The organism is Mesorhizobium sp. B2-1-3, assembly GCF_006442495.1.
Lineage (GTDB): Bacteria > Pseudomonadota > Alphaproteobacteria > Rhizobiales > Rhizobiaceae > Mesorhizobium.
The window spans coordinates 135,060-156,017 of record NZ_VFWL01000011.1; the positions used below are offsets into that span (position 1 = coordinate 135,060).

At 62.4% G+C, this 20,958-nt stretch carries 23 protein-coding genes; 3 read left to right on the forward strand and 20 right to left on the reverse strand.

Annotation, left to right across the window (positions count from 1 at the left end; all coding sequences use genetic code 11):
- Window positions 1-15: 15 nt before the first annotated feature.
- From FJ973_RS19390 to eno, 8 genes are all read right to left on the reverse strand, one after another.
- Complete coding sequence (locus FJ973_RS19390; RefSeq protein WP_140498561.1) at window positions 16-273, reverse strand: GlsB/YeaQ/YmgE family stress response membrane protein; 258 nt, start codon at window positions 271-273, stop codon at window positions 16-18.
- Window positions 274-372: 99 nt separating this feature from the next.
- On the reverse strand, window positions 373-1,818 hold the full coding sequence (lpdA, locus tag FJ973_RS19395; RefSeq protein WP_140557255.1) for a dihydrolipoyl dehydrogenase: 1,446 nt from the start codon (window positions 1,816-1,818) through the stop codon (window positions 373-375).
- A gap of 16 nt (window positions 1,819-1,834) precedes the next feature.
- On the reverse strand, window positions 1,835-2,470 hold the full coding sequence (locus tag FJ973_RS19400; RefSeq protein WP_140557256.1) for an SGNH/GDSL hydrolase family protein: 636 nt from the start codon (window positions 2,468-2,470) through the stop codon (window positions 1,835-1,837).
- Window positions 2,471-2,593: 123 nt separating this feature from the next.
- The gene (locus FJ973_RS19405; protein WP_140557258.1) at window positions 2,594-3,988 is read right to left on the reverse strand and encodes a pyruvate dehydrogenase complex dihydrolipoamide acetyltransferase; all 1,395 of its coding nucleotides are present in this window, start codon (window positions 3,986-3,988) and stop codon (window positions 2,594-2,596) included.
- 18 nt (window positions 3,989-4,006) lie between these two features.
- A complete protein-coding gene (locus FJ973_RS19410) occupies window positions 4,007-5,398 on the reverse strand; it encodes a pyruvate dehydrogenase complex E1 component subunit beta (RefSeq protein ID WP_140501348.1) in 1,392 nt (463 codons plus the stop codon).
- A 15-nt stretch (window positions 5,399-5,413) separates the two neighbouring features.
- Window positions 5,414-6,451: a pyruvate dehydrogenase (acetyl-transferring) E1 component subunit alpha gene (pdhA, locus tag FJ973_RS19415; protein ID WP_140525504.1), complete on the reverse strand. Its 1,038-nt coding sequence runs from the start codon at window positions 6,449-6,451 to the stop codon at window positions 5,414-5,416.
- A 213-nt stretch (window positions 6,452-6,664) separates the two neighbouring features.
- Window positions 6,665-6,988 carry a septum formation initiator family protein gene (locus FJ973_RS19420; protein ID WP_140501344.1) on the reverse strand — a complete coding sequence of 108 codons (324 nt, stop codon included), beginning with the start codon at window positions 6,986-6,988 and terminating at the stop codon, window positions 6,665-6,667.
- A gap of 157 nt (window positions 6,989-7,145) precedes the next feature.
- Complete coding sequence (gene eno, locus FJ973_RS19425; protein WP_140501342.1) at window positions 7,146-8,420, reverse strand: phosphopyruvate hydratase; 1,275 nt, start codon at window positions 8,418-8,420, stop codon at window positions 7,146-7,148.
- A 199-nt stretch (window positions 8,421-8,619) separates the two neighbouring features.
- Between eno and FJ973_RS31610 the strand changes: the two genes are divergently transcribed.
- Window positions 8,620-8,742, forward strand: coding sequence for a hypothetical protein (locus FJ973_RS31610; protein ID WP_263483006.1), 123 nt, complete (start codon window positions 8,620-8,622; stop codon window positions 8,740-8,742).
- Between the two features lie 68 nt (window positions 8,743-8,810).
- Here the strand turns inward: FJ973_RS31610 and FJ973_RS19430 are convergent, their stop codons facing one another.
- The 7 genes from FJ973_RS19430 to FJ973_RS19455 form a co-directional block, all read right to left on the reverse strand.
- Window positions 8,811-9,176 carry a PRC-barrel domain-containing protein gene (locus FJ973_RS19430; RefSeq protein ID WP_140557260.1) on the reverse strand — a complete coding sequence of 122 codons (366 nt, stop codon included), beginning with the start codon at window positions 9,174-9,176 and terminating at the stop codon, window positions 8,811-8,813.
- A gap of 173 nt (window positions 9,177-9,349) precedes the next feature.
- Window positions 9,350-10,195 (reverse strand): 3-deoxy-8-phosphooctulonate synthase, encoded by an 846-nt coding sequence (kdsA, locus tag FJ973_RS19435; protein ID WP_140557261.1) that lies wholly within the window; start codon window positions 10,193-10,195, stop codon window positions 9,350-9,352.
- The gene (locus FJ973_RS19440) at window positions 10,192-11,082 is read right to left on the reverse strand and encodes a VOC family protein (RefSeq protein ID WP_140557263.1); all 891 of its coding nucleotides are present in this window, start codon (window positions 11,080-11,082) and stop codon (window positions 10,192-10,194) included. The genes kdsA and FJ973_RS19440 overlap by 4 nt, the downstream gene beginning before the upstream one ends.
- A gap of 48 nt (window positions 11,083-11,130) precedes the next feature.
- A complete protein-coding gene (locus tag FJ973_RS19445; RefSeq protein ID WP_140501335.1) occupies window positions 11,131-11,421 on the reverse strand; it encodes a Dabb family protein in 291 nt (96 codons plus the stop codon).
- A gap of 117 nt (window positions 11,422-11,538) precedes the next feature.
- Entirely contained in the window at window positions 11,539-11,673 is a 135-nt protein-coding gene (locus tag FJ973_RS31615; RefSeq protein ID WP_263483007.1) for a hypothetical protein, read from the reverse strand.
- Window positions 11,674-11,872: 199 nt separating this feature from the next.
- Window positions 11,873-13,852: a bifunctional 2',3'-cyclic-nucleotide 2'-phosphodiesterase/3'-nucleotidase gene (locus FJ973_RS19450; protein WP_140557265.1), complete on the reverse strand. Its 1,980-nt coding sequence runs from the start codon at window positions 13,850-13,852 to the stop codon at window positions 11,873-11,875.
- A gap of 151 nt (window positions 13,853-14,003) precedes the next feature.
- The gene (locus FJ973_RS19455; protein WP_140525508.1) at window positions 14,004-15,269 is read right to left on the reverse strand and encodes an NAD(P)/FAD-dependent oxidoreductase; all 1,266 of its coding nucleotides are present in this window, start codon (window positions 15,267-15,269) and stop codon (window positions 14,004-14,006) included.
- A gap of 164 nt (window positions 15,270-15,433) precedes the next feature.
- Between FJ973_RS19455 and FJ973_RS19460 the strand changes: the two genes are divergently transcribed.
- Window positions 15,434-16,093, forward strand: a complete 660-nt coding sequence (locus FJ973_RS19460) for a 5-formyltetrahydrofolate cyclo-ligase (RefSeq protein ID WP_140557267.1) — start codon at window positions 15,434-15,436, stop codon at window positions 16,091-16,093.
- Window positions 16,094-16,123: 30 nt separating this feature from the next.
- Here the strand turns inward: FJ973_RS19460 and FJ973_RS19465 are convergent, their stop codons facing one another.
- Window positions 16,124-16,597, reverse strand: a complete 474-nt coding sequence (locus FJ973_RS19465; protein WP_140557269.1) for an Lrp/AsnC family transcriptional regulator — start codon at window positions 16,595-16,597, stop codon at window positions 16,124-16,126.
- Window positions 16,598-16,755: 158 nt separating this feature from the next.
- Between FJ973_RS19465 and ald the strand changes: the two genes are divergently transcribed.
- Complete coding sequence (ald, locus tag FJ973_RS19470) at window positions 16,756-17,871, forward strand: alanine dehydrogenase (protein WP_140501325.1); 1,116 nt, start codon at window positions 16,756-16,758, stop codon at window positions 17,869-17,871.
- Between the two features lie 376 nt (window positions 17,872-18,247).
- Here ald and FJ973_RS19475 read toward each other — a convergent pair whose 3' ends face one another.
- The 4 genes from FJ973_RS19475 to sseA form a co-directional block, all read right to left on the reverse strand.
- Window positions 18,248-18,715: a DUF1203 domain-containing protein gene (locus tag FJ973_RS19475; protein WP_140557270.1), complete on the reverse strand. Its 468-nt coding sequence runs from the start codon at window positions 18,713-18,715 to the stop codon at window positions 18,248-18,250.
- 143 nt (window positions 18,716-18,858) lie between these two features.
- Window positions 18,859-19,416 (reverse strand): OmpA family protein, encoded by a 558-nt coding sequence (locus FJ973_RS19480; RefSeq protein WP_140501321.1) that lies wholly within the window; start codon window positions 19,414-19,416, stop codon window positions 18,859-18,861.
- 96 nt (window positions 19,417-19,512) lie between these two features.
- Complete coding sequence (locus FJ973_RS19485; protein ID WP_140501320.1) at window positions 19,513-20,076, reverse strand: GNAT family N-acetyltransferase; 564 nt, start codon at window positions 20,074-20,076, stop codon at window positions 19,513-19,515.
- A gap of 2 nt (window positions 20,077-20,078) precedes the next feature.
- Complete coding sequence (gene sseA / locus FJ973_RS19490) at window positions 20,079-20,930, reverse strand: 3-mercaptopyruvate sulfurtransferase (RefSeq protein WP_140557272.1); 852 nt, start codon at window positions 20,928-20,930, stop codon at window positions 20,079-20,081.
- Window positions 20,931-20,958: the final 28 nt, after the last annotated feature.

Sequence of the window (20,958 nt, forward strand, 5' to 3'; positions counted from 1 at the left end):
CGGAAACGATACCGACTAACGGCGCACCAGACGCCCGGCCCAGATCAGCAGGCAGGCGCCGATGAAACCGGTGATCAGGTAAGCGGTCCAGCCGACGCCAAATACGCCGATGTTCAAGGCTCGCAGGATCGCGTTCAGCACCACTGCGCCGGCAATACCTAAGATGATGTTCATCAAGACGCCGGTATTGCTCTTCATGACCATTTCGGCAAACCAGCCCGCCAGGCCGCCGATGATGATGGCTGCGATCCAGCCCACGCCATTCACGTCCATATGCCCTCTCCTTGCTTGAGAAAAAACGCATCCGGAAACGAACTAACTTGCCGTCGAGCTCCTGCGGCTTTCGCGTCTGAGTCTCGTGCGGCCAATCTATCATGCGTTCAACGCACGGCCATAGGCGTCGAGTACGCTTTCCTTCATCATCTCCGACAGCGTCGGGTGCGGGAAGATCGTGTGCATCAGTTCTTCCTCGGTCGTCTCGAGGTTCATCGCAACGACAAAACCCTGGATCAGTTCGGTCACTTCGGCGCCCACCATGTGGGCGCCAAGCAGTTGGCCGGTGTTCTTGTCGAAGATGGTCTTGATGAAGCCCTGGTCCTCGCCGAGCGCGATGGCCTTGCCATTGGCGGCGAACTGGAAGCGGCCGACCCTGACGTCCTTGCCCTCGGCCTTGGCTTTCGCTTCCGTCAGGCCGACCGAAGCGACCTGCGGATTGCAATAGGTGCAGCCAGGGATCTTCAGCTTGTCGGTGGCGTGCACGCCGGGGAAATTGGCGATCTTCTCGACGCAGACGACGCCTTCATGCTCGGCCTTGTGGGCGAGCATCGGCGGGCCGGCGACATCGCCGATGGCGTAGATGCCGGACACATTGGTCTTACCGTAGCCGTCGACGACGACGCAGCCGCGCTCCGTCTTCACGCCAAGCGTCTCCAGGCCGAGGCCCTCGATATTGCCTTGCACGCCGACGGCCGAGATCATGCGATCGGCCGTGATCTTCTCCACCTTGCCGTCCTTCATCTCGACATGCGCGGTGATCGAGTTGGCGCCTTTCTCGACCTTGGTTACCTTGGCTTCGAGAATGATTTTCATGCCCTGCTTCTCGAACTGCTTCTGGGCGAATTTCGACACCTCGGCGTCCTCGACCGGCATCACGGCCGGCAGCAGTTCGACGACGGTCACGTCGGCGCCCATGGTGCGGTAGAACGAGGCGAATTCGATGCCGATGGCGCCCGAACCCATCACCAGCAGCGACTTCGGCATTTCCTTGGGCACCATGGCCTCGAAATAGGTCCAGATCAGCTTGCCGTCCGGCTCGATGCCCGGCAGCGCCCGCGGCCGGGCGCCGGTCGCCAGTATGATGTGCTTGGCGGTGTAGGTGCCCTCGCCCTTGACGCCTTTCGGCACAGGCGGCTGCGGCTCCATCGGCTTCTTGGCCGTCTTGGAGACGACGATCTCGCCCGGTTTTGTCAGCTTGGCCTCGCCCCAGATGACGTCGACCTTGTTCTTCTTCATCAGGAAGGCGACGCCGCCATTGAGCCGCAGCGAAACCTTGCGCGAGCGGTCGACGACGGCCGACGTGTCGACGCTGACCTTGCCGTTGAGCTTCAGTCCATAGTCCTTCAGATGATCCGAATAATGCATGATCTCGGCCGAACGCAGCAACGCCTTGGTCGGAATGCAGCCCCAGTTCAGGCAAATGCCGCCGAGATGCTCGCGCTCGACGATCGCCGTCTTGAAACCGAGCTGCGCGGAACGCACTGCCGTGACATAGCCGCCGGGACCGGAGCCGATGATGATGACGTCGTAGTTCTCAGCCACGGTTTTTCTCCTTCAATCACAATTCCAGCATGACGCGCATGAGCGGCGTCAACGCCTCGCCGATGTTTCGCGTATTTTCGGCATCGAGATGGACGCCGTCGAGCGGCGTGGTCTTGGCCACCGTGCCGGCATCGAAGAAGCCGCAGCCAGCCTCATCGGCAAGCGTGGAATATTGCGGCGCAAGCTCTTTGGAGGCATCGTCGCCGCCGGCAAACATCGCCTTGAACTCGGCATCTTCGGTGCGACTGACGAGAGGCGGCGAGACGATGAGGATCTGCGGCGGCGGCCAGTCGAACGGATAGTCGTGGCCGCGCACGATGTCGATCAGGCGCTGGATGCCTTGTTTGGCCGCAACGGGATTGCCGTGGATCCAGGGCTTCATGTCGTTGGCGCCGAGCATGATGACGATGACGTCGATCGGCGCATGCGTGGTCAGCACCGTCGGCAGCGTTCTTGCGCCATTGCGGTCGGCGCCTGCCAGGTGATCGTCGAACGCCGTTGTGCGGCCATTTAGCCCCTCGGCAATGACATGCACGCCGTCACCGAGCCCAGCCTGCAGCACGCTTGGCCAGCGATCCTCAAGCGCATGGCGGCCACCCTCGGCATTGTAGCCCCAGGTCAGCGAGTCGCCGTAGCAAAGAACCGTCTTCATCTTGCTCAACCCGCCCTTGCGAGGGAGTATTCTTCCTCGGCATTGGTGACGACGGCGAATTCCTGCGCCTCCAAGCCGCCGGCGAAGAGGCCGGTGAAGAATTTCCGCACCGCCTTGTTCTTCCTACACCAGCATGCCCATCGGGTTCTCGATCAGCTTCTTGAAGGCTACCAGCAGTTCGGCGCCAAGCGCTCCGTCGACGGCGCGATGGTCGGTCGACAGCGTCACCGACATCACCGTGGCGATTCTGATCTCGCCGTTCTTGGCCACCGCCCGCTCCTCGCCGGCGCCCACCGCCAGGATCGTCGCATGCGGCGGGTTGATGACGGCGGCGAAATCCTTGATGCCGAACATGCCAAGGTTCGACACCGCCGTGGTGCCGCCTTGATACTCTTCCGGCTTCAGCTTGCGACTGCGCGCGCGGCTGGCCAGGTCCTTCATCTCGTTGGAGATCACCGACAGCGTCTTTTCGTCCGCCTTGCGGATGATCGGCGTGATCAGGCCGCCGGGGATCGAGACGGCAACGCCGACATCGGCATGCCTGTGCTTGACCATGGCGCTTTCGGTCCACGAGGCATTGGCATCCGGCACCGCTTTCAGGGCCATGGCCATCGCCTTGATCACCATGTCGTTGACCGACAGCTTGTAGGCGGGCGCCTCGCCCTTGTCGGTCTTCTTTACCGGTGCGGCCGCATTGAGCTGCGTGCGCAGCGAAAGCAGCGCATCGAGCTCGCAGTCGAGCGTCAGGTAGAAATGCGGGATGGTGGTCTTGGCCTCGACCAGCCGCCGCGCGATGGTCTTGCGCATATTGTCGTGCGGCACCAGCTCGTAGGAGCCTTCCTCGAACAGGCGCAGCACCTGATCGTCCGACATCGCCTTTACCGGCGCGGGAGCAGCGGCCGGCGCGCCAGCCGGAGCTTTGGCAGCGGGTGCCGCCTTGGCGCCGCCGCCGGCTATGGCGGCATCGACATCGGCCCTCACCACCCGGCCATGCGGGCCGGTGCCGGTCACGGCAGACACATCGACGCCCGCCTCTTTGGCAATACGGCGCGCGAGCGGCGAAGCAAAGGTGCGCCCTTCACCCTCCCCCTTGTGGGGAGGGTCGGCAGGCCTTCCGGCCGGGGTGGGGGGCGCGGCGGTGGGTTCACCCGCGGCGCGACCTCCCCCATCGGACGGAGAGGTGGGAGTCTCGGTCTTCGATGTCTCAGCCTTGGGAGGCTCCGCTTTCGCCGGTGCGGCATCGCCACCGCTTTTCGCGGCGGCACTTGCGTCCTCACCCTCGGCGGCAAGCACGGCGATCAGCGCATTGACCTTGACGCCTTCGGTGCCGGCGGGAACGACCAGTTTCGCCACCGTGCCCTCATCGACGGCTTCGACTTCCATCGTCGCCTTGTCGGTCTCGATCTCGGCAATGACATCGCCGGGCGAAACCTTGTCGCCCTCCTTCACGAGCCACTTCGACAGATTGCCCTCTTCCATGGTGGGCGAGAGGGCCGGCATGGTGATGTTGATTGGCATTGTGTCCTCCCGCCCGGTTCAGCGATATGAGACGGCTTTGACGGCCTCGATGACCTCGCCGACATTCGGCAAAGCCAGCTTTTCGAGATTGGCCGCATAGGGCATCGGCACGTCCTTGCCGGCGATGGTGATGACCGGCGCGTCGAGGAAATCGAAGGCTCGCTGCGACACCTGGTTGGCGACATGGTCGCCGACCGAGTTCTGCGGGAAGCCTTCTTCCACCACGACCAGCCGGTTGGTCTTCTTCACCGAGGCGATGATGGTGTCGAAGTCGAGCGGACGGATGGTCCTGAGATCGATAATCTCCGCGTCGATGCCCATGCCGCGCAGTTCCGCTTCGGCCTTGACCGCATAGGTCATGCCAATGCCGAAGGAGACGATGGTGACGTCCTTGCCTGATTTGTGGATGCGCGCCTTGCCGATCGGCAGCACGAAGTCGTCCAGCTTCGGCACGTCGAAGGACTGGCCGTAGAGGATTTCGTTTTCGAGGAAGATGACCGGGTTCGGATCGCGGATCGCCGCCTTGAGCAGTCCCTTGGCGTCGGCGGCGGTATAAGGCATCACCACCTTCAGGCCTGGTATGTGGCTGTACCAGGCGGCGTAGCACTGAGAATGCTGGGCGGCGACGCGAGCCGCCGCGCCGTTCGGCCCGCGGAAGACGATCGGCGCGCCCATCTGTCCGCCGGACATGTAGAGCGTCTTGGCGGCCGAGTTGACGATCTGGTCGATCGCCTGCATGGCGAAGTTGAAGGTCATGAATTCGACGATCGGCTTCAGCCCAGCCATCGCCGCACCGACCCCGACGCCGGCAAAGCCGTGCTCGGTGATCGGCGTGTCGACGACGCGACGCGGTCCGAACTCCTGCAGCAGGCCTTGGGTGATCTTGTAGGCGCCCTGGTACTCGGCAACTTCCTCGCCCATGACGAAGACATCGCCGTCGCGGCGCATTTCCTCCGCCATCGCATCGCGCAGCGCTTCGCGCACCGTGGTCGAGACCATCTCGGTCCCGGCGGGTATGTCAGGATCGGCGGCGACTTCCGTCTTCGGCGCGGCCGCCACAGGCGCCGCTGCCTCGCTCTTGGCCGCAGCGGGTGCCGGTGTCGGCGCCTTTGCCTCAGTCTTGGCGGGCTCTTCACCGATGCCTTCGCCGGCCTTGTCGACGTCTTCGCCATCGACAGCCAGCACGGCGATCACCGCGTTGACCTTGACGCCTTCGGTGCCTGCGGGAACCACGATCTTGGCAAGCGTGCCCTCATCGACAGCTTCGACTTCCATCGTCGCCTTGTCGGTTTCGATCTCGGCGATGACGTCGCCGGCGACGACCTTGTCGCCCTCGTTCTTCAACCACTTGGAAAGATTGCCCTCTTCCATGGTCGGCGAAAGGGCGGGCATGAGAATTTCGATCGGCATGTCCTTGCCCTCCCGTTACAATACGATGTCGGTCCAGAGCTCGGACGGATCCGGCTCGGCGTCGTGCTGGGCAAACTCGGCGGCATCGGCGACGACGTCGCGAACCTCCTTGTCGATGGTCTTCAATTCGTCCTCGCTTGCCCACTTCTTCTGGATCAGCCGCGCTTTGACCTGCTCGATCGGGTCATGCTCGGAGCGCATCTTCTGCACTTCTTCCTTGGAGCGGTATTTCGCCGGGTCGGACATCGAATGGCCCCGATAGCGGTAAGTCTGCATTTCGAGGATCAGCGGCCCATTGCCGGCACGGCACCATTCGGTAGCGAGATCGCCGGCGGCCTTGACAGCACGCACGTCCATGCCGTCGACCTGGATACCGGGAATCTTGAACGAGGCGCCGCGATTCGAGAAGTCGGTCTCCGCCGAGGAGCGCGATACCGAGGTGCCCATGGCATAGCGGTTGTTCTCGATGATGTAGATCACCGGCAGCTTCCAAAGCGAGGCCATGTTGAAGCTTTCGTAGACCTGGCCCTGGTTTGCGGCCCCGTCCCCGAAATAGGTCAGCGTGACATTGTTGTTGCCGCGATAGCGGTTGGCGAAGGCCAGGCCCGTGCCGAGCGACACCTGCGCGCCGACGATGCCGTGGCCACCGTAGAAATGCTTCTCCTTGGAGAACATGTGCATGGAGCCGCCCTTGCCCTTCGACAGGCCGCCTCGGCGGCCGGTCAGTTCGGCCATGACGCCACGCGGCGACAGTTCCATCGCCAACATATGACCGTGGTCGCGGTAGGCCGTGATCATCTGGTCACCGTCGATCAGCGCCATCTTCATACCGGTGACGACCGCTTCCTGGCCGATGTAGAGATGGCAGAAGCCGCCGATGAAGCCCATCCCGTAAAGCTGGCCGGCCTTTTCCTCGAAACGGCGAATAAGCAGCATGTGCCGGTAGGCGGCGAGCTCCTCGTCCTTGGTGAATTCCACTGGTTTGGGCGCGGAAAGGCCCGATTTGCCGTCGGATTTCGATTTGGCAGGCGCTTTCCTGGCTGCGGTTGCCATGCATCACTCCCTGTTGGCGTCTCTTCGCGGACATTTCGAGCAAGATGAAATCTGCTCGAGCAAGATGAAATCTGCTCAGGGGAGATCAGCTCTCCCCACTGATTTTGGGGAGGCTAACACGTGAGAACGTGTTCCGCCATGTCGAAATTGCATAGCTGGCATGCGACTAAGCAATTAGAATCATTGAAAATATTGTGATTAACCTGATATTGGTTACTTTGCCGAGACCGGCAACATGATGGTGATTTCGTCGGCCTGGGACAAATTCAGCGCCTTACGCGCCTGCTCGTCGAGCATGTCCTTCTCCAGCGTGCCGTCGTGCATCAGCTTGACGCGCCGTTCCAGCTCCATCCTGCGCGCCTTGATCGCATCGAGCTGGGCCTGCAGGGCAACAGTCTCGGCCTCCAGCTGGTATTTCGAATTGATGCCGAACTCGCCGTGATAGGCATGAAAGCCGAAATAGGCCAGGAACACCGCGCAGAGCGAGGGGATAATCAGCCGGCCGGTGTTTCTCTGTTTGTGCTGACGCGTCCACATCGTCCGTTCCCTCGCAGTCGCGAACTCGGGCGACCACGGTCTTTTTCGCTCCATTGTGCTTAACGGACGGTTACGGATGACGCGTCCACAGGCGCTCCAACGAAAAAGGGCGGGAATTCCCGCCCCTCACCGCCATCCCTGTGTCAGATGCTCCGGCTCAGCCCTTCAACATCGACTTGCCGGCGTAGCGCGCCTGCTTGCCGAGTTCTTCCTCGATGCGGATGAGCTGGTTGTATTTGGCCATGCGGTCGGAACGCGACAGCGATCCGGTCTTGATCTGCCCGCAATTGGTGGCGACGGCGAGGTCGGCGATGGTCGAATCCTCGGTCTCGCCCGAGCGATGCGACATGACGGCGGTGTAGCCGGCCTTGTGCGCGGTCTCGACGGCATCGAGCGTCTCGGTCAGCGATCCGATCTGGTTGACCTTGACCAGGATCGAATTGGCGACCCCCATGCGGATGCCATCGCGCAGGCGCGCCGTATTGGTGACGAAGAGATCATCGCCGACGAGCTGCGTCTTCTTGCCGATCAGGTCGGTCAGATATTTCCAGCCTTCCCAGTCATCCTCGGCAAGGCCGTCCTCGATCGAAATGATCGGATAATCGGCGGCGAGCTTGGCCAGGTATTTCGCCTGCGCCTTCGGATCGCGTGTCTTCTTCTCGCCTTCATAGACGTAGTTGCCGTCCTTGAAGAATTCCGTCGCAGCGCAATCGAGGCCGAGCGCAATCTCCTCGCCCGGCTTGAAGCCGGCCTGCTCGATCGACTCCATGATGAAATCGAGCGCCACCGGCGCGCTCTTCAGGTTCGGGGCAAAGCCGCCTTCGTCGCCGACATTGGTGTTGTGGCCGGCGTCCTTCAGCTTCTTCCTCAGCGTGTGGAAGACCTCAGAACCCCAGCGCACGCCTTCGCGCAGCGTTGGCGCACCGACCGGCAGGATCATGAATTCCTGGAAATCGATCGGGTTGTCGGCATGGGCGCCGCCATTGATGATGTTCATCATCGGTACCGGCAGCAGATGCGCCTTGGTGCCGCCGACGTAACGATAGAGCGGCAGGCCGGCGGCTTCGGCCGCGGCCTTGGCCACCGCCAGCGACACGCCGAGAATAGCGTTGGCGCCGAGCCGGCTCTTGTTGGGCGTGCCGTCGAGTTCGATCATGGTCTGGTCGATGTGGATCTGGTTTTCGGCTTCCATGCCGCCGATTGCCTCGAACAGTTCGCCGTTGACCGCCTCGACGGCCCGCAGCACGCCCTTGCCGAGATAGCGGGCGCCGCCGTCGCGCAGTTCGACGGCTTCATGCGCGCCGGTGGAAGCTCCAGACGGCACGGCCGCGCGGCCCATCGAACCGTCTTCGAGCACGACATCGACCTCGACGGTCGGATTTCCACGGCTGTCCAGGATTTCACGCCCGACAATGTCGATGATGGCGGTCATTGCGATGTCCCCGATTGATCTGACGAAACGTCGCGCCCGTCTTAGCCAAAGCGGCGCAAAAGGCAATCGGGCCACCGCCAATTATTGCCGCCGGCGCGATTCACGAAGCGCAAATTCCTGTCATCATAAGTCATGCGCCATAGGATGGCCGCCGGTCTATGATGGCGGCTGCGCGGGGCGAAACAGGAGGAGTTTCGCCATGTCCGAGTTAAGCGGTATCGTGAGTTTGTTCCTGATCGCGGCGGCGTTCCTGACGTCCTGCGACAACCAGCAGCCTCCACAGGGCGCGGTGCAACTGTCGACCCTCCGCAGCGCGGAGTAAGCACGGCAGGCGATCATGTAAAAGGCCCCCGCTGGTTTGCGGGGGCCTTTTCACGTCAGGCTGGCCGGTCAATGCCAGTAAGGCTCGACCTTGTAGTAATTGTAGGAGGCGTCACGTGCGGCCTTGCCATCGGCGCCCGTCAGCTCGTTGATCGAATAGGCGGGAGCGGCTTTCAGCTGGTCCTTCGAGAATGGCACGACATAGCCGCCCCTATCCTCATCGTAATCCAAACTCGCCCACGGGATGGCGTGATATTTTTCACCCATGCCGAGAAAGCCGCCAAAACCGATCACAGCGAACATGATGCCGTTGGACAGCTTGTCGAGCATGACGTCCTCGATGCTGCCGATCTTCGTGCCTTCGGTGTTATAGACGGATGTGCCGATGACCCGCGAAGCAGCGATAGCCTCTGTGTGTCCTGCCTGGGTTGTCATGATGTGCTCCTCATTGTCGTTGCTCTGGACTTTCACAATGAGGGGCGAGATCGAAGGTTCCCGACTTTTCCGCCGGTCTGTTCGACTTTTTCCACCTGTATAAAGGTGACTTCTTACTGACGTGGCAGGCCGATATATGCCCTCCGCGGCGACGACCTTCAGCTGCGCCGGGGTCAGCGGGCCTTCGCTACCCGATCGAACGCCATCAACCTTTCCAGAAGTGCCGGCATGTCCTTCAGCGGCACCATGTTCGGTCCGTCGGACGAGGTCGAATTATCCGGATCCTGGTGGGTCTCGATGAAGACGCCGGCAACGCCGACGGCGACAGCCGCGCGGGCCAAGGTCTCGACAAAGCGGCGTTCGCCGCCGGAGGAACCACCCTGCCCGCCCGGCTGCTGGACCGAATGGGTGGCGTCGAAAATCACAGGCGCGCCGATGTCGGCCATAATGGGCAGGGCCCGCATGTCGGAGACGAGCGTGTTGTAGCCGAACGAGGCGCCGCGCTCGGTGGTCAAGACATTGGCGTTGCCGGAGCCGGTGATCTTGGCCACCACGTTCTTCATGTCCCAGGGCGCGAGGAACTGTCCCTTCTTGACGTTGATCACCTTGCCCGTCCTTGCGGCGGCAACCAGCATGTCGGTCTGGCGCGACAGGAAGGCCGGGATCTGCAGCACGTCGACATGCGGCGCAACGATGGCGCACTGTTCCTCGGTGTGGACGTCGGTCAGTACCGGCAAGGAGAATTCCTTGCGCAACTCGTCGAAGACCGGGAGCGCCGCTTCCATGCCGGCACCGCGTGTAGCCGACAGGGAGGTGCGGTTGGCCTTGTCGTAGCTGGTCTTGTAGACGAGGCCGATGCCCAACCTGCCTGTCAGTTCCTTCAGCGCGCCGGCCATGTCGAAGGCATGCTGGCGTGATTCGAACTGGCAGGGGCCGGCAATCAGCGACAGCGGTGCTGCGTTGTCGAAGACGACATTGCCGACGGTTACCGATGAATTGGGCGCCAAGGCGTTGCTCATTGTATCTCCCGAAAGATGAAGGCCGCGCCCTGCCCGGATGTCGGCTGCACGACGATATCACTGCCCGACATATCGTATCTGATGGAATTGGCTGCAAGCAGACCTGCCGCCACAGCGGCACGCCGAACCGAAAAGACGACTGCCGCGAAGCGGAGTTGCGTCGGCTTACCGGCGGGCACGCCAAAGCGTGCCGTGAAGGAGGCCGGGTCGAGTACAGTCAAGATAGCGTTAGGTAGACGAAAAATGGAGGCGCGCGCGTCAGCCGTCGGATCGTTTACTGCCACGGAAATCAGCCGGCGCTGCTCGGCGGGCTCGTCGCTGATCGCCACGATCTCGACAATTCCCGTGGCACCGTTGGCATGAGCCTGCAGCGCCGTGCGGTCCACTTCCGGCGCGTTGACGCGCTGGCAGGCGAACAGGAACGCATCGGTTGAACCCCCGGTCGACGCGAAGGCCAGTTTGAATGACGCCATGTCGCTTTTGCCGGCAGCGTCGGTGAACGCCCGCGAAAAGCCCAGCATGTCCCCGCCCGACAGGCTCGCATCGACAAAGCGTGCATGGTCCGCATCGGCGTCGTCCGTGGTCAGGACCACGGCGGAAAAACCTTCATTGCCATTGCGGTCACGATAGAGCCGGTCGCGCGCGACGAAGACATTGCCCTGGCCGGCGGCCTTCATCGCGGCCTGATCATCGCCTACAGCCAGCGGTTCCAGATAGGTGCCGTCCGCGAGGAAGACGCAGCAATTTTCCGTGCCGAATGGATGGATGCCTGTCGGCGCGACGATGAAGCCGAGGGCCGTTAGCCGCGCCCGCGCCACATCCAGGCTCGAGGTCGGCAGCACGAGGTGATCGAGCGGATGAGTGCCTGTGGGTGGTGTTTGGATCATGCCAGCGCGGTGTGCATCATTGCGCAAAAGGGTTCAAGGGCGCCCGAATCAGCTTCCGGCCACCACATCGGCGGAATAACGCAGTTCGCGCAATGGCTTGACCCTGCTGGTGGTCTGCGCATAGAGCGGATGCGCCTTGTAGGCGGCCAATGCGGCGGCATCCGTGAATTCGGCATAGACGACCACGTCGATCTCATCCGACAGCGGATCGACCTTGGTGTTCAGCGTCACCTCGAACAGGCTGGAATGGGGAATGCCGCCGAGCGCCAGCAGCCCAGAGCGCACTGCCTCCACATCCTCGCCACGCCGCGCGCTGAAGAAAACGATATGCCGGATCAACCCCGCCTCCTCGATCAAAAATCCGGGGTCTTTTGTGACGACGAAACCGTCAGGTCAACCGTTCAGGGTGCCGCGCGTCCTTGCGACGCGCCCGGGATGCATGAGACCTGAACGGGACTAGACCTTGCCGGTGACGTAACGCACCACGTGAGAGACATTCCTCACCGTCATATCGAGGTACCGGCCCTGGTTGTAGAGACCGTCCCAGATCAGGAAAAACGCAACGGCGGCGATGACGATGACATAACGCATGGCTAATCTATCGCATAAGCCCGGCTGTGCTCATAGACGTTCCGCCAGGCAAAGATGGGATCCGTGTCGACCCTCGTACGGTATGTGAGCTCTCGGCACCTGGAACTGCCAAATCAATGCCGGCGCGCCTTCGATCTCGTCGCCGGCGACTGGCCGGACATGATCCAGAAATGGCCCGCGTCCCAATTGCGAATGGCGGTCAGAGAAGGATGCGGTATTTCGCAAATCCTGCCTCGCCGGCGCCCGCCGGCTCGATTTTCAATGACTTCACTTCGGCGATGAGGTCCTTCGCCTTGGGCCCTGTCTCGAACACGACGCTGGTTCCGGGCAGCGGCGCGAACGACCAGTTGCCGTCCGCCGACGGGTTGATGGTGCCCTGCTTGACGATGTAGCGAACGATGACGTCGCGGTTGGTGTCTGGCGCTTCGTAGATAATTTTGGAAGCGTCGATGTCAGGAAAATTGCCGCCGCCTCCGGCCCGGTAGTTGTTCGTTGCAACGACAAATTTCTGATTGGGATCAATCGGTTTGCCGTCGAACATCAGGCCGACGATGCGATTGGCACTAGCATTGGCCAGCCCACCCTTGGGATCGTATTTCGGCGGCTGCGACAGATCTATTCTGTAGGTGACGCCGTCGATAACGTCGAAATTGTAGGACGGAAAGTCGGTGTTGATGAGCGCCTGGTCGGCCTTGCCAGGTTCGATCCGGTTGAAGATGCCGGCCGACATTTCCAGCCATTCCTTGACCTGCGCTCCGGTGATCTCAACGGCCCGCACGGTGTTGGGATAAAGGTAGAGGTCGGCGACGTTCTTGATGGCGATGTCGCCCGCCGGCACATCGGTGTAGTAGTCGGCGCCGTTGCGCCCGCCGGCCTTGAAGGGGGCTGCCGCCGACAGCAGCGGCACGTCCTTCCATTGTGTGTTTTTCAGGATGTCCTGGAGGTACCAGGTCTGCGCCTGGCTGACGACCTGAACCGACGGATCGTCGGCGACCAGCGCGAAATAGGAATAGAGCGGCGCTGCGGTCTTGCCGACGGGACGACGCACATAGGCGAGCGTTGCCTGGTGGTCCTGCTCAAGCGCGGCGATGATGCGGTTGTCGTCCGCGACAGTCGGCTTGTTCTTGTTGTCGACACGTTCGAAGATCGGCCGCGCTTCCGAGGTGGCGGACACGATCTTCCATTTCGAGCCGTCGCGCTCCAGCATCAGGTCGATCAGGCCCATATGCGAGCCCCAGAAGCCGCCCATGACGGCCGGCTTGCCCTGCAGCGTACCCTTTTGCGCATCGACGCCTTCGAGCGCCTGAAAATCCTTCTTGCCAGGGAACACCAGATGCTGGTGACCCGTGAACACCGCGTCGATGCCTTCGACGCCGGCGACAAAGAACGATGCGTTCTCCATCATATCGCCCTGCTTGACGTCGATGCCAGAATGCGAGAGCGCGATGATAATGTCGGCGCCCTCTTCCTTCATCTGCGGCACCCAGGCCTTGGCGGCCTCGACAATGTCGCGCGTTCTGACATTACCTTCGAGGTTCTTGAGATCCCAGACCATGATCTGCGGCGGCACGAAGCCGATGATGCCAATCCTGATCGGTTGCTCGGTGCCTGAACCGTCGCTGATCTTCTTGTGGAGGATGACGTAGGGCTTGAGGTAGAGCTTGTCGTCGCGCGGGTTCGCGGCAAGCTCGGTGCCGCGGATCAGGTTGGCGCAGACGAAGGGGAAATTGGCGCCGGCCAGAACCTTGTCCATGAAGGACAGGCCGTAGTTGAATTCGTGGTTGCCCAACGTCGAGCACTCGTAGCCGAGCAGGTTCATGCCTTTCATGATCGGATGCAGGTCACCGTCCTTCATGCCCTTTTCATAGGCGATGTAGTCGCCCATCGGATTGCCCTGCAGCAGGTCGCCATTGTCGATCAGCATCGAATTAACGGCTTGCTTGCGCACCGCGTCGATCAGGGAGGCCGTGCGCGACAGTCCCATCGTGTCATTCGCTTTGTCGGCGTAATAGTCATAGGGCAGCACATTCACATGGATGTCGGTGGTCTCCATGATCCGGAGATGCGCCTGGTTGGTCTGGGCGCGGGCGGAGAAAGGGTGAAGCGCAATTAGCGCGCCCGTGGCGGCGGCGCCCGCGAGGAGACCGCGGCGGGAGACGGAATGGAGCGGCTGCGACATGTTTTCTCCTTTTCGACGACACGAAAGACCCTGCCCGAAGCGAACTTCGCGCTGAAACCTATTCGAGTCCATTCAAGAAGTTGCGCGCGTCGGAGCTGTCAGTCGATCAGCAACAGATGACGCGCGGATGAACGGTCGCAAGCGCGGAAGATCAGCCCTTGTCGTCGTCGCCCTGCGTGATCAGGCGGGCGCTGCGTTGGCCCGTGACGTAGATCCATAGCCAGCTCAGCGACACCGCGAGCCGGTTGCGGAAGCCGATCAGGAAATAGATGTGCGCCAGTCCCCACAGCCACCAGGCCGGCCAGCCGGTCAGCCTGATCCAGCCGAAATCGATCGCCGCGGCGCGCTTGCCGATCGTGGCCAGGTCCCCGGCATGCTTGTAGTGGAACGGCCGTACGCTCGTATCGCCGGCAAGCCTGGCCTTGATGGTCGCGGCAACATGGCGGCCCTCCTGCTTGGCGGAAGGCGCCACGCCGGGAACGGGCCGTCCATCGGGCCGCAGCACGAGAGCGGCGTCGCCGATGACGAAAATCTCGGGGCTGCCCGGCACGGTGAGATCGGGTTCAACCAGCACCCTTCCCGCCCGGTCGGCGGCGGCGCCCAGCCATTCGGCTGCCGGCGAAGCGGCAACGCCCGCCGCCCACAATATGGTCCTCGCCGGCAGATGCGTGTCGCCGAAGACGACGCCCTCGGCGTCGCAGCGCGTGACCGCCCGGCCGAGTTCGATCGTCACGCCGAGCCGCTTCAACGCCTTTCCGGCATAATCGGACAGTTTCGGCGCAAAATTGGCCAGTATGCGGTCGCCAGCCTCGATCAGCACCACACGCGTCTCGCGCGTGTCGATGTTGCGGAATTCGCCGCGCAGTGTGTCGTGCGCCAGTTCGGCAATGGTGCCGGCAAGTTCGACACCGGTCGGACCACCGCCGACGATCGCAATCGTCAGCAGCGCCTGGCGCCTGGCAGGATCGGTTTCCCGCTCGGCCTGCTCGAAGGCGAGCAGAATGCGCCGTCGAATGGTGGTGGCGTCCTCCAGCGTCTTCAGCCCTGGCGCGAACGGCTCCCATTCGTCGTGGCCGAAATAGGCGTGTCGGGCGCCGGTGGCGAGCACCAGCGTGTCGTAGGCGACGGTGCTGCCGTCATCGAGCAGCACGCGTTTTCCGGCTCGGTCGATGCCGGTGACATTGGCGAGCAGCGTCGTCACGTCCTTGCGCTTGCGCAGCAGGTGGCGGATCGGCCAGGCGACCTCCGAGGTCGCCAGCGCTGTCGTTGCGACCTGGTAGAGCAGCGGCTGGAAAAGATGGTGATTGCGTTTGTCGATCATGGTGATGCGCACGGGCGCACCGGCGAGAGCGCGGGTGAATTCGAGGCCGCCGAACCCCGCCCCTACGACGACGACATGGTGATTGGCTTGATCCATCGCATTCACCCTGACCAGCAATATCGCATGCCTTTGATGTAGGAGCTTTTGTGCAATGCAACAACACGAAGGCCGTGCCCGAGACTCGTCGTTCCATGTCGTGAATGCACATGTCGCATCCCCCCGCCGGGTATAGCGTTATGGAAAACAGCGATGAGGTGAGCATGGCCAACGATCACGACGACCAGGGTCCGGCGCAATATTCCTCGCCGCCATGCTTCATGCACGAACTCGATCCCGCGTTTCACGCGCCGATATCCGATTGGACCGACGTCAGACGATGGCGCAAGGCCGAACGGGAACGCCTGATCGCGGCGCGTCTCGCGGTTTCCGCCGATGCGCGAACGGCGATGTCGCAGAGCATCGCCGGAGCCCTCGACGCGGCGATCGGCGATATCGCCGGCCGCATGGTCAGCCTCTATTGGCCGTTTCGCGGCGAGCCGGACCTGCGGCCATGGATGGCCGCCATCAATGAACGAGGCGGGCGCACCGCGCTGCCCGTCGTCATCGAAAAGGCACAGCCGCTGATCTTCCGGGCCTATGTTCCGGGCGACCGGCTGGAGAAGGGCGTGTGGAACATTCCGATTCCGGCCGAGGGCGAACCGGTCTTGCCCGACATCGTCATCTCACCGATCGTCGGCATCGATTCCGGCAATTATCGCCTGGGCTATGGCGGCGGGTTCTACGACCGAACGCTGGCGGCGATGCCGTTCAAGCCGCTGGTCATCGGCGTCGGCTACGAATTGCAGCGAATCGCCACCATCTACCCGCAGCCGCACGATATCCCGATGGACCGGATCGTGACGGATGCTGCCAAGGCGTAGACGGCTGAAGGCGTGGAAGGCTGAGAATGCTCAGGCCATTTCGGGCTTCAGGCCCATCGCCGTCCGGTCGATGATTTCGCGCAGGGCAAAAGACGAATTGATCTTCGTCACATGCGGCATCGCCGACAGCCACTCCTTGTGGATGCGTTCGTAGTCGGCAAGGTCCTTGGCCGCGATCCTGAGGATGTAGTCGTACTCGCCCGACATCAGGTGGCAGGACAGCACGTTCGGGCAGCGCTTGATCGCAGCCTCGAAATCCGACAGCGTCTTCTCGAACTGGCCCGACAGCGATATGTGCACGATCGCCGTCATCTGGTGACCAAGTGCTGCATTGGAAAGCCGGGCATGATAGCCGCGGATGGTTCCGGATTTCTCCAGATTGTCGAGCCGGCGCGAACAGGCCGACTGGGACAGGCCGACCCTTTCGGCAAGGGCGGCGTTCGGCATCCGGCCATCCTTCTGCAATGTCTCCAGAATGGCGATATCAATCCTGTCGAGCGGCATTCTTCGTGATTCCTGCGAATTTCTATGCATTTTACGCAACAATTATCGAATAGCGAGCCCTCCTGCAAGTGCATTCGCAAACACTTACGCAACGATTCGTGGTTGACTACGTCAATACAGGGAACGAGCCCCGAAGGGCCGTGTCAGGAGAAAAGAAAATGCGCGTCGGCTGCCCCCGGGAAATCAAGAACCATGAATATCGCGTCGGACTTACGCCCGGCTCGGTCCGCGAATATGTCGCCCACGGACATGAGGTGCTGGTCGAGACCGGCGCCGGGGCTGGCATTGGCGCCGACGACAACGCCTATCGCGCCGCCGGCGCCACCATCGCCAAGACGGCGGCCGACGTGTTCGCCAAGTCGGATATGATCGTCAAGGTCAAGGAGCCGCAGCCTAACGAATGGGCCCAACTGCGCGATGGCCAGATCCTCTACACCTATCTTCATCTCGCTCCGGATCCGGAACAGACCAAGGGCCTGCTCGCTTCGGGCGTTACCGCCATCGCCTATGAAACGGTGACCGATGACCGGGGCGGCCTGCCGTTGCTGGCGCCGATGTCGGAAGTCGCCGGCCGCCTGTCGATCCAGGCCGGCGCCACGGCGCTGCAGAAGGCCAATGGCGGCCGCGGCGTGCTGCTCGGCGGCGTGCCCGGCGTGCTGCCCGGCAAGGTCACCGTGCTCGGCGGCGGCGTCGTCGGCCTGCACGCGGCCAGGATGGCGGCTGGCCTGGGCGCCGACGTCACCATCATCGACCGCTCGATCCCGCGCCTGCGCCAGCTCGACGACCTCTTTGCCGGCCGCGTCCACACCCGCTATTCGACCGTGGAGGCTCTGGAAGAAGAGTGCTTTTCCGCCGACATCGTCGTGGGCGCCGTGCTGATCCCGGGTGCTGCGGCGCCGAAGCTGGTCTCGCGCGAAATGCTTTCGGGCATGAAGAAGGGGTCGGTGCTGGTCGACGTCGCCATCGACCAGGGCGGCTGCTTCGAGACCTCGCACGCGACCACGCATGCCGAGCCGACCTACGAGGTCGACGGCGTCATCCACTACTGCGTCGCCAACATGCCGGGCGCCGTGCCGGTCACCTCAGCACATGCACTCAACAACGCGACTCTGCACTATGGCCTTCAGCTCGCTGACAAGGGCCTGAAGGCGCTGGTCGACGACCATCATCTGCGCAATGGACTCAACGTCCACAGAGGCAAGATCACCAACCGTGCGGTCGCCGAAGCGCTCGGCTACGAACTGGTCGAACCGAAGGCGGTTCTCGCGGCCTGATTCTCCTGAGAGGATACCTGCCTCCCGTCAGCCCGCCGGTCATTCCCGGCGGGTTTTTTCTTTCCGGATTGGCGGCTGTCAGGCCTGCACCCGGCTCGGACTTAAAACATGTGCCGCAACCTGCGTCTCGGCGCCAATTGCAAGTTTAACTGAGCCCTCCAGGCAAATAGTCGAAGCCCATATGCTTCTTTGCGCAGAAAATTTCTGTGGAAGGTTCAGGCAAACAAAAAAGCGGAGCCAAGGCCCCGCTTCCTCGATGTCGAGATTTGCCGCCGGTTCATCCGCGGTCGACAAATCGATCGACGGCTACCCGTGTACCGCAATGGTATGACAGGAGTACGACAGCGCTCCGCTATCGCACCGCCACATGCGCCCGTCAGACACGTTCGATCCGGCACTGGAAGCAATTGTTGCGCGCCGAGCGGACATGCACGTAGGCAATCTCGTCGCGTTCCAAGAGAGCCTCGGCGCGCGCGGCGATCGCATCGGTCGCAATGACGCCACCGCTGCCATAGACGATGCGGTCATCCCTGCCGTAGCCGCGCACGATATAGTCCGGGCTTTCGAGAATTTCGGGAAGTGCCTGAGATTCCGCGGCGCGCTCGCATTCCTGCGCGTGAAGGAAGATCGGTCCGGTCTCGGCATAGGGCTGAAGTTTGGGGAATGGCCGGTAGGCCAGGATGAGATAGTCGTCTCCGTCGGCGATGTTCTTCAGGCAATGCCGGCATGGCATGCCGTCGCCGTCGGAGACCTTACGCTCGGGCGTGTTTCCATAGGCATCGGGCCCGCCGCGCTGAAGCGCTCGTACATCTTGTGTCGGCAAGGCTTTGAACTGGATGGTCATGGCGAAAATCTCCGATGTCGTTGATCGGAAATTATGCGCATCAGCCCCCGCCTCCCACCCGATTCCTGACAATCATTGGCCCTTGGTCGGCTTGTTCCAGCCGACCAAGGCAAGGCGAACTTTACCGGATTGTCGGAACTCCCTCAGCGAATGAAGTCGTCAAAGCGACGGAGGGTGACCCGCCGGTTCCGCCAGTTTTCGTTCTGCGTCTGCACCAGCAGGAATTCCTCGCCATAACCGACCGTCTCCAAAGCATAGGCCGGCACGCCGAACTCGCGCACCAGCGTGCGCTTCAGCGAGGCGGCGCGCTGTTCCGACAGGATCCGGTTCGATTGGAAGGAGCCGACGGCGTCGGTATGGCCCTCGATGAGGACGCGCGCCCCGGGGTTGCGGCGCAGGATACGCTGCAACGCATCGGCGATAGTGTCGATCTTGTCGTATTGCGAGCTGGAGATCGCGGCCGAGCCGAAAGCGAAATTGATCGACTGGATATCGATCGACCGGGCCATGCGGCGCAGGTCCGGCCGGCGCTTGAACTCACGGATGGTGACGCGCTCGTTCGGGCGCAGCTTCACGCGGGGTGCCGCCTCGAGCTTTCGTTCGATGGTTGCGGCCGAAGGCGTTGTCGCCTGCGCGGCGGCGAGACCGGGCATTGCGATTGCCGCGATCAGCGCGGCGGCAAGGGTACGGCGGGTCAGCATGTCTTTTCTCCTTCGGCCCGTATTATGTGCGGGCAAGATGGCAGAGACAGGCTGAAGCGCGGATGAACGAGAGGTTCAGCTTTTGTGAGGGCGTCGCTATGGCCGCATGACGCTGGCCGAGCGCTCGGCGAAGGGCAGAGGGTGAACGGTCTCCTTCTTCTGCGCCACCGGCGCGAAGCCGAGCTTCTGGTAGAGCGGCAAGGCAGCAGGATGGTCGAGCGTGCAGGTCTGCACCGTCACCCGCTTCGGTCCATACGACCAAGCCGCGGCGATCGCCGATCCCAGGAACCAGCGGCCGATGCCTTGCCCGGTGGCGTGTTCCATCATGCCGAAATAGGCGAGCTCGACTTCTTCCGGCAGATGCGGCTTGAGGTCGAAAAAACCGGCGGGTGCGCCATCGAGATAGAGCACCCTGATGTCGCGATCCTCGCGGTGGATGCCGGCCGAAAGCTCGTCGTCATCCAGCCTCAGCACATTGACCCAGTGCCATTTACGCCCCACCCGATCCATCAGGTACCGGTAGAAATGCAGCGGAATGTCCTTAGTTTTCAGGAGTGCGACCTGGCGGTTGTAGGGCATGGGCGGCGACACGGCCGGTGGCGCATGCATCTCGAGGAACGTCACCGTGACTTCGATGTCCTTCAGCTCGCCGTTTTCCATCGTCATTCCTTGCCTGTCACGACTGGTGTGTCGGAGAGACCGCCCCATTCGGTCCATGAGCCGTCGTAAAGCCTGTTGTCGGTATGGCCAAGCGTTTCCAACGCAAGCGTGATCACCGCCGCCGTAACGCCGGAGCCGCAGGAAGTGACGATAGGCTTCGACAGATCGAGGCCGGCGTCCTCGACCACCTTGCGCAACCGCTCCTTCGGCAGAAGCACGCCGTTTTCCGACAGCGCCGAATAAGGCAAGTTGCGCGCGCCCGGCATATGGCCGGAACGGACGCCCGCACGCGGCTCCGGCTCCGCGCCGGTGAAGCGTCCTGCCCCGCGTGCATCGGCAATCTGGCTTTCCCGGGTTTCGACGATGGGGCGCATCTCGGCAAGGCTGGCGACCCGGCCGGCGTCGAAATCGGCGTGGAACACGCTTGGCGCGATTTTGGTCGGTTCGGCCGTCACCGGCCGACCTGCCGCTTTCCAGCCATCGAAACCGCCGTCAAGGATATAGGTCTGGAAGACGCCCATCACCCGGAACATCCACCAAGCCCGAGGTGCCGAGAAAAAGCCCGGGCCGTCATAGACGATGATCGTGTCATCTGCCGAAACGCCCATCGCGCCGACATACTGCGCGAAATGCTGCGGCGACGGCAGCGTATGCGGCAGCGCGGCGTCCGGATCGGAGACCGCGTCCTGATCCAGGAAGCGGGCGCCCGGAATGTGCCCAGCGTCGTACTCGGCGCGCGCGTCGCGGTTTTGCGCCGGAAGATACCAGGATGCATCGACAATCGTCAGGCCAGGCTGGCCCAAACGCTCCTGCAACCAGTCCGCGTCGACGGTGAAAGGACTGTCTTCAGCCATTGTGGTTCTCCTGCCGCCATTGACCAGA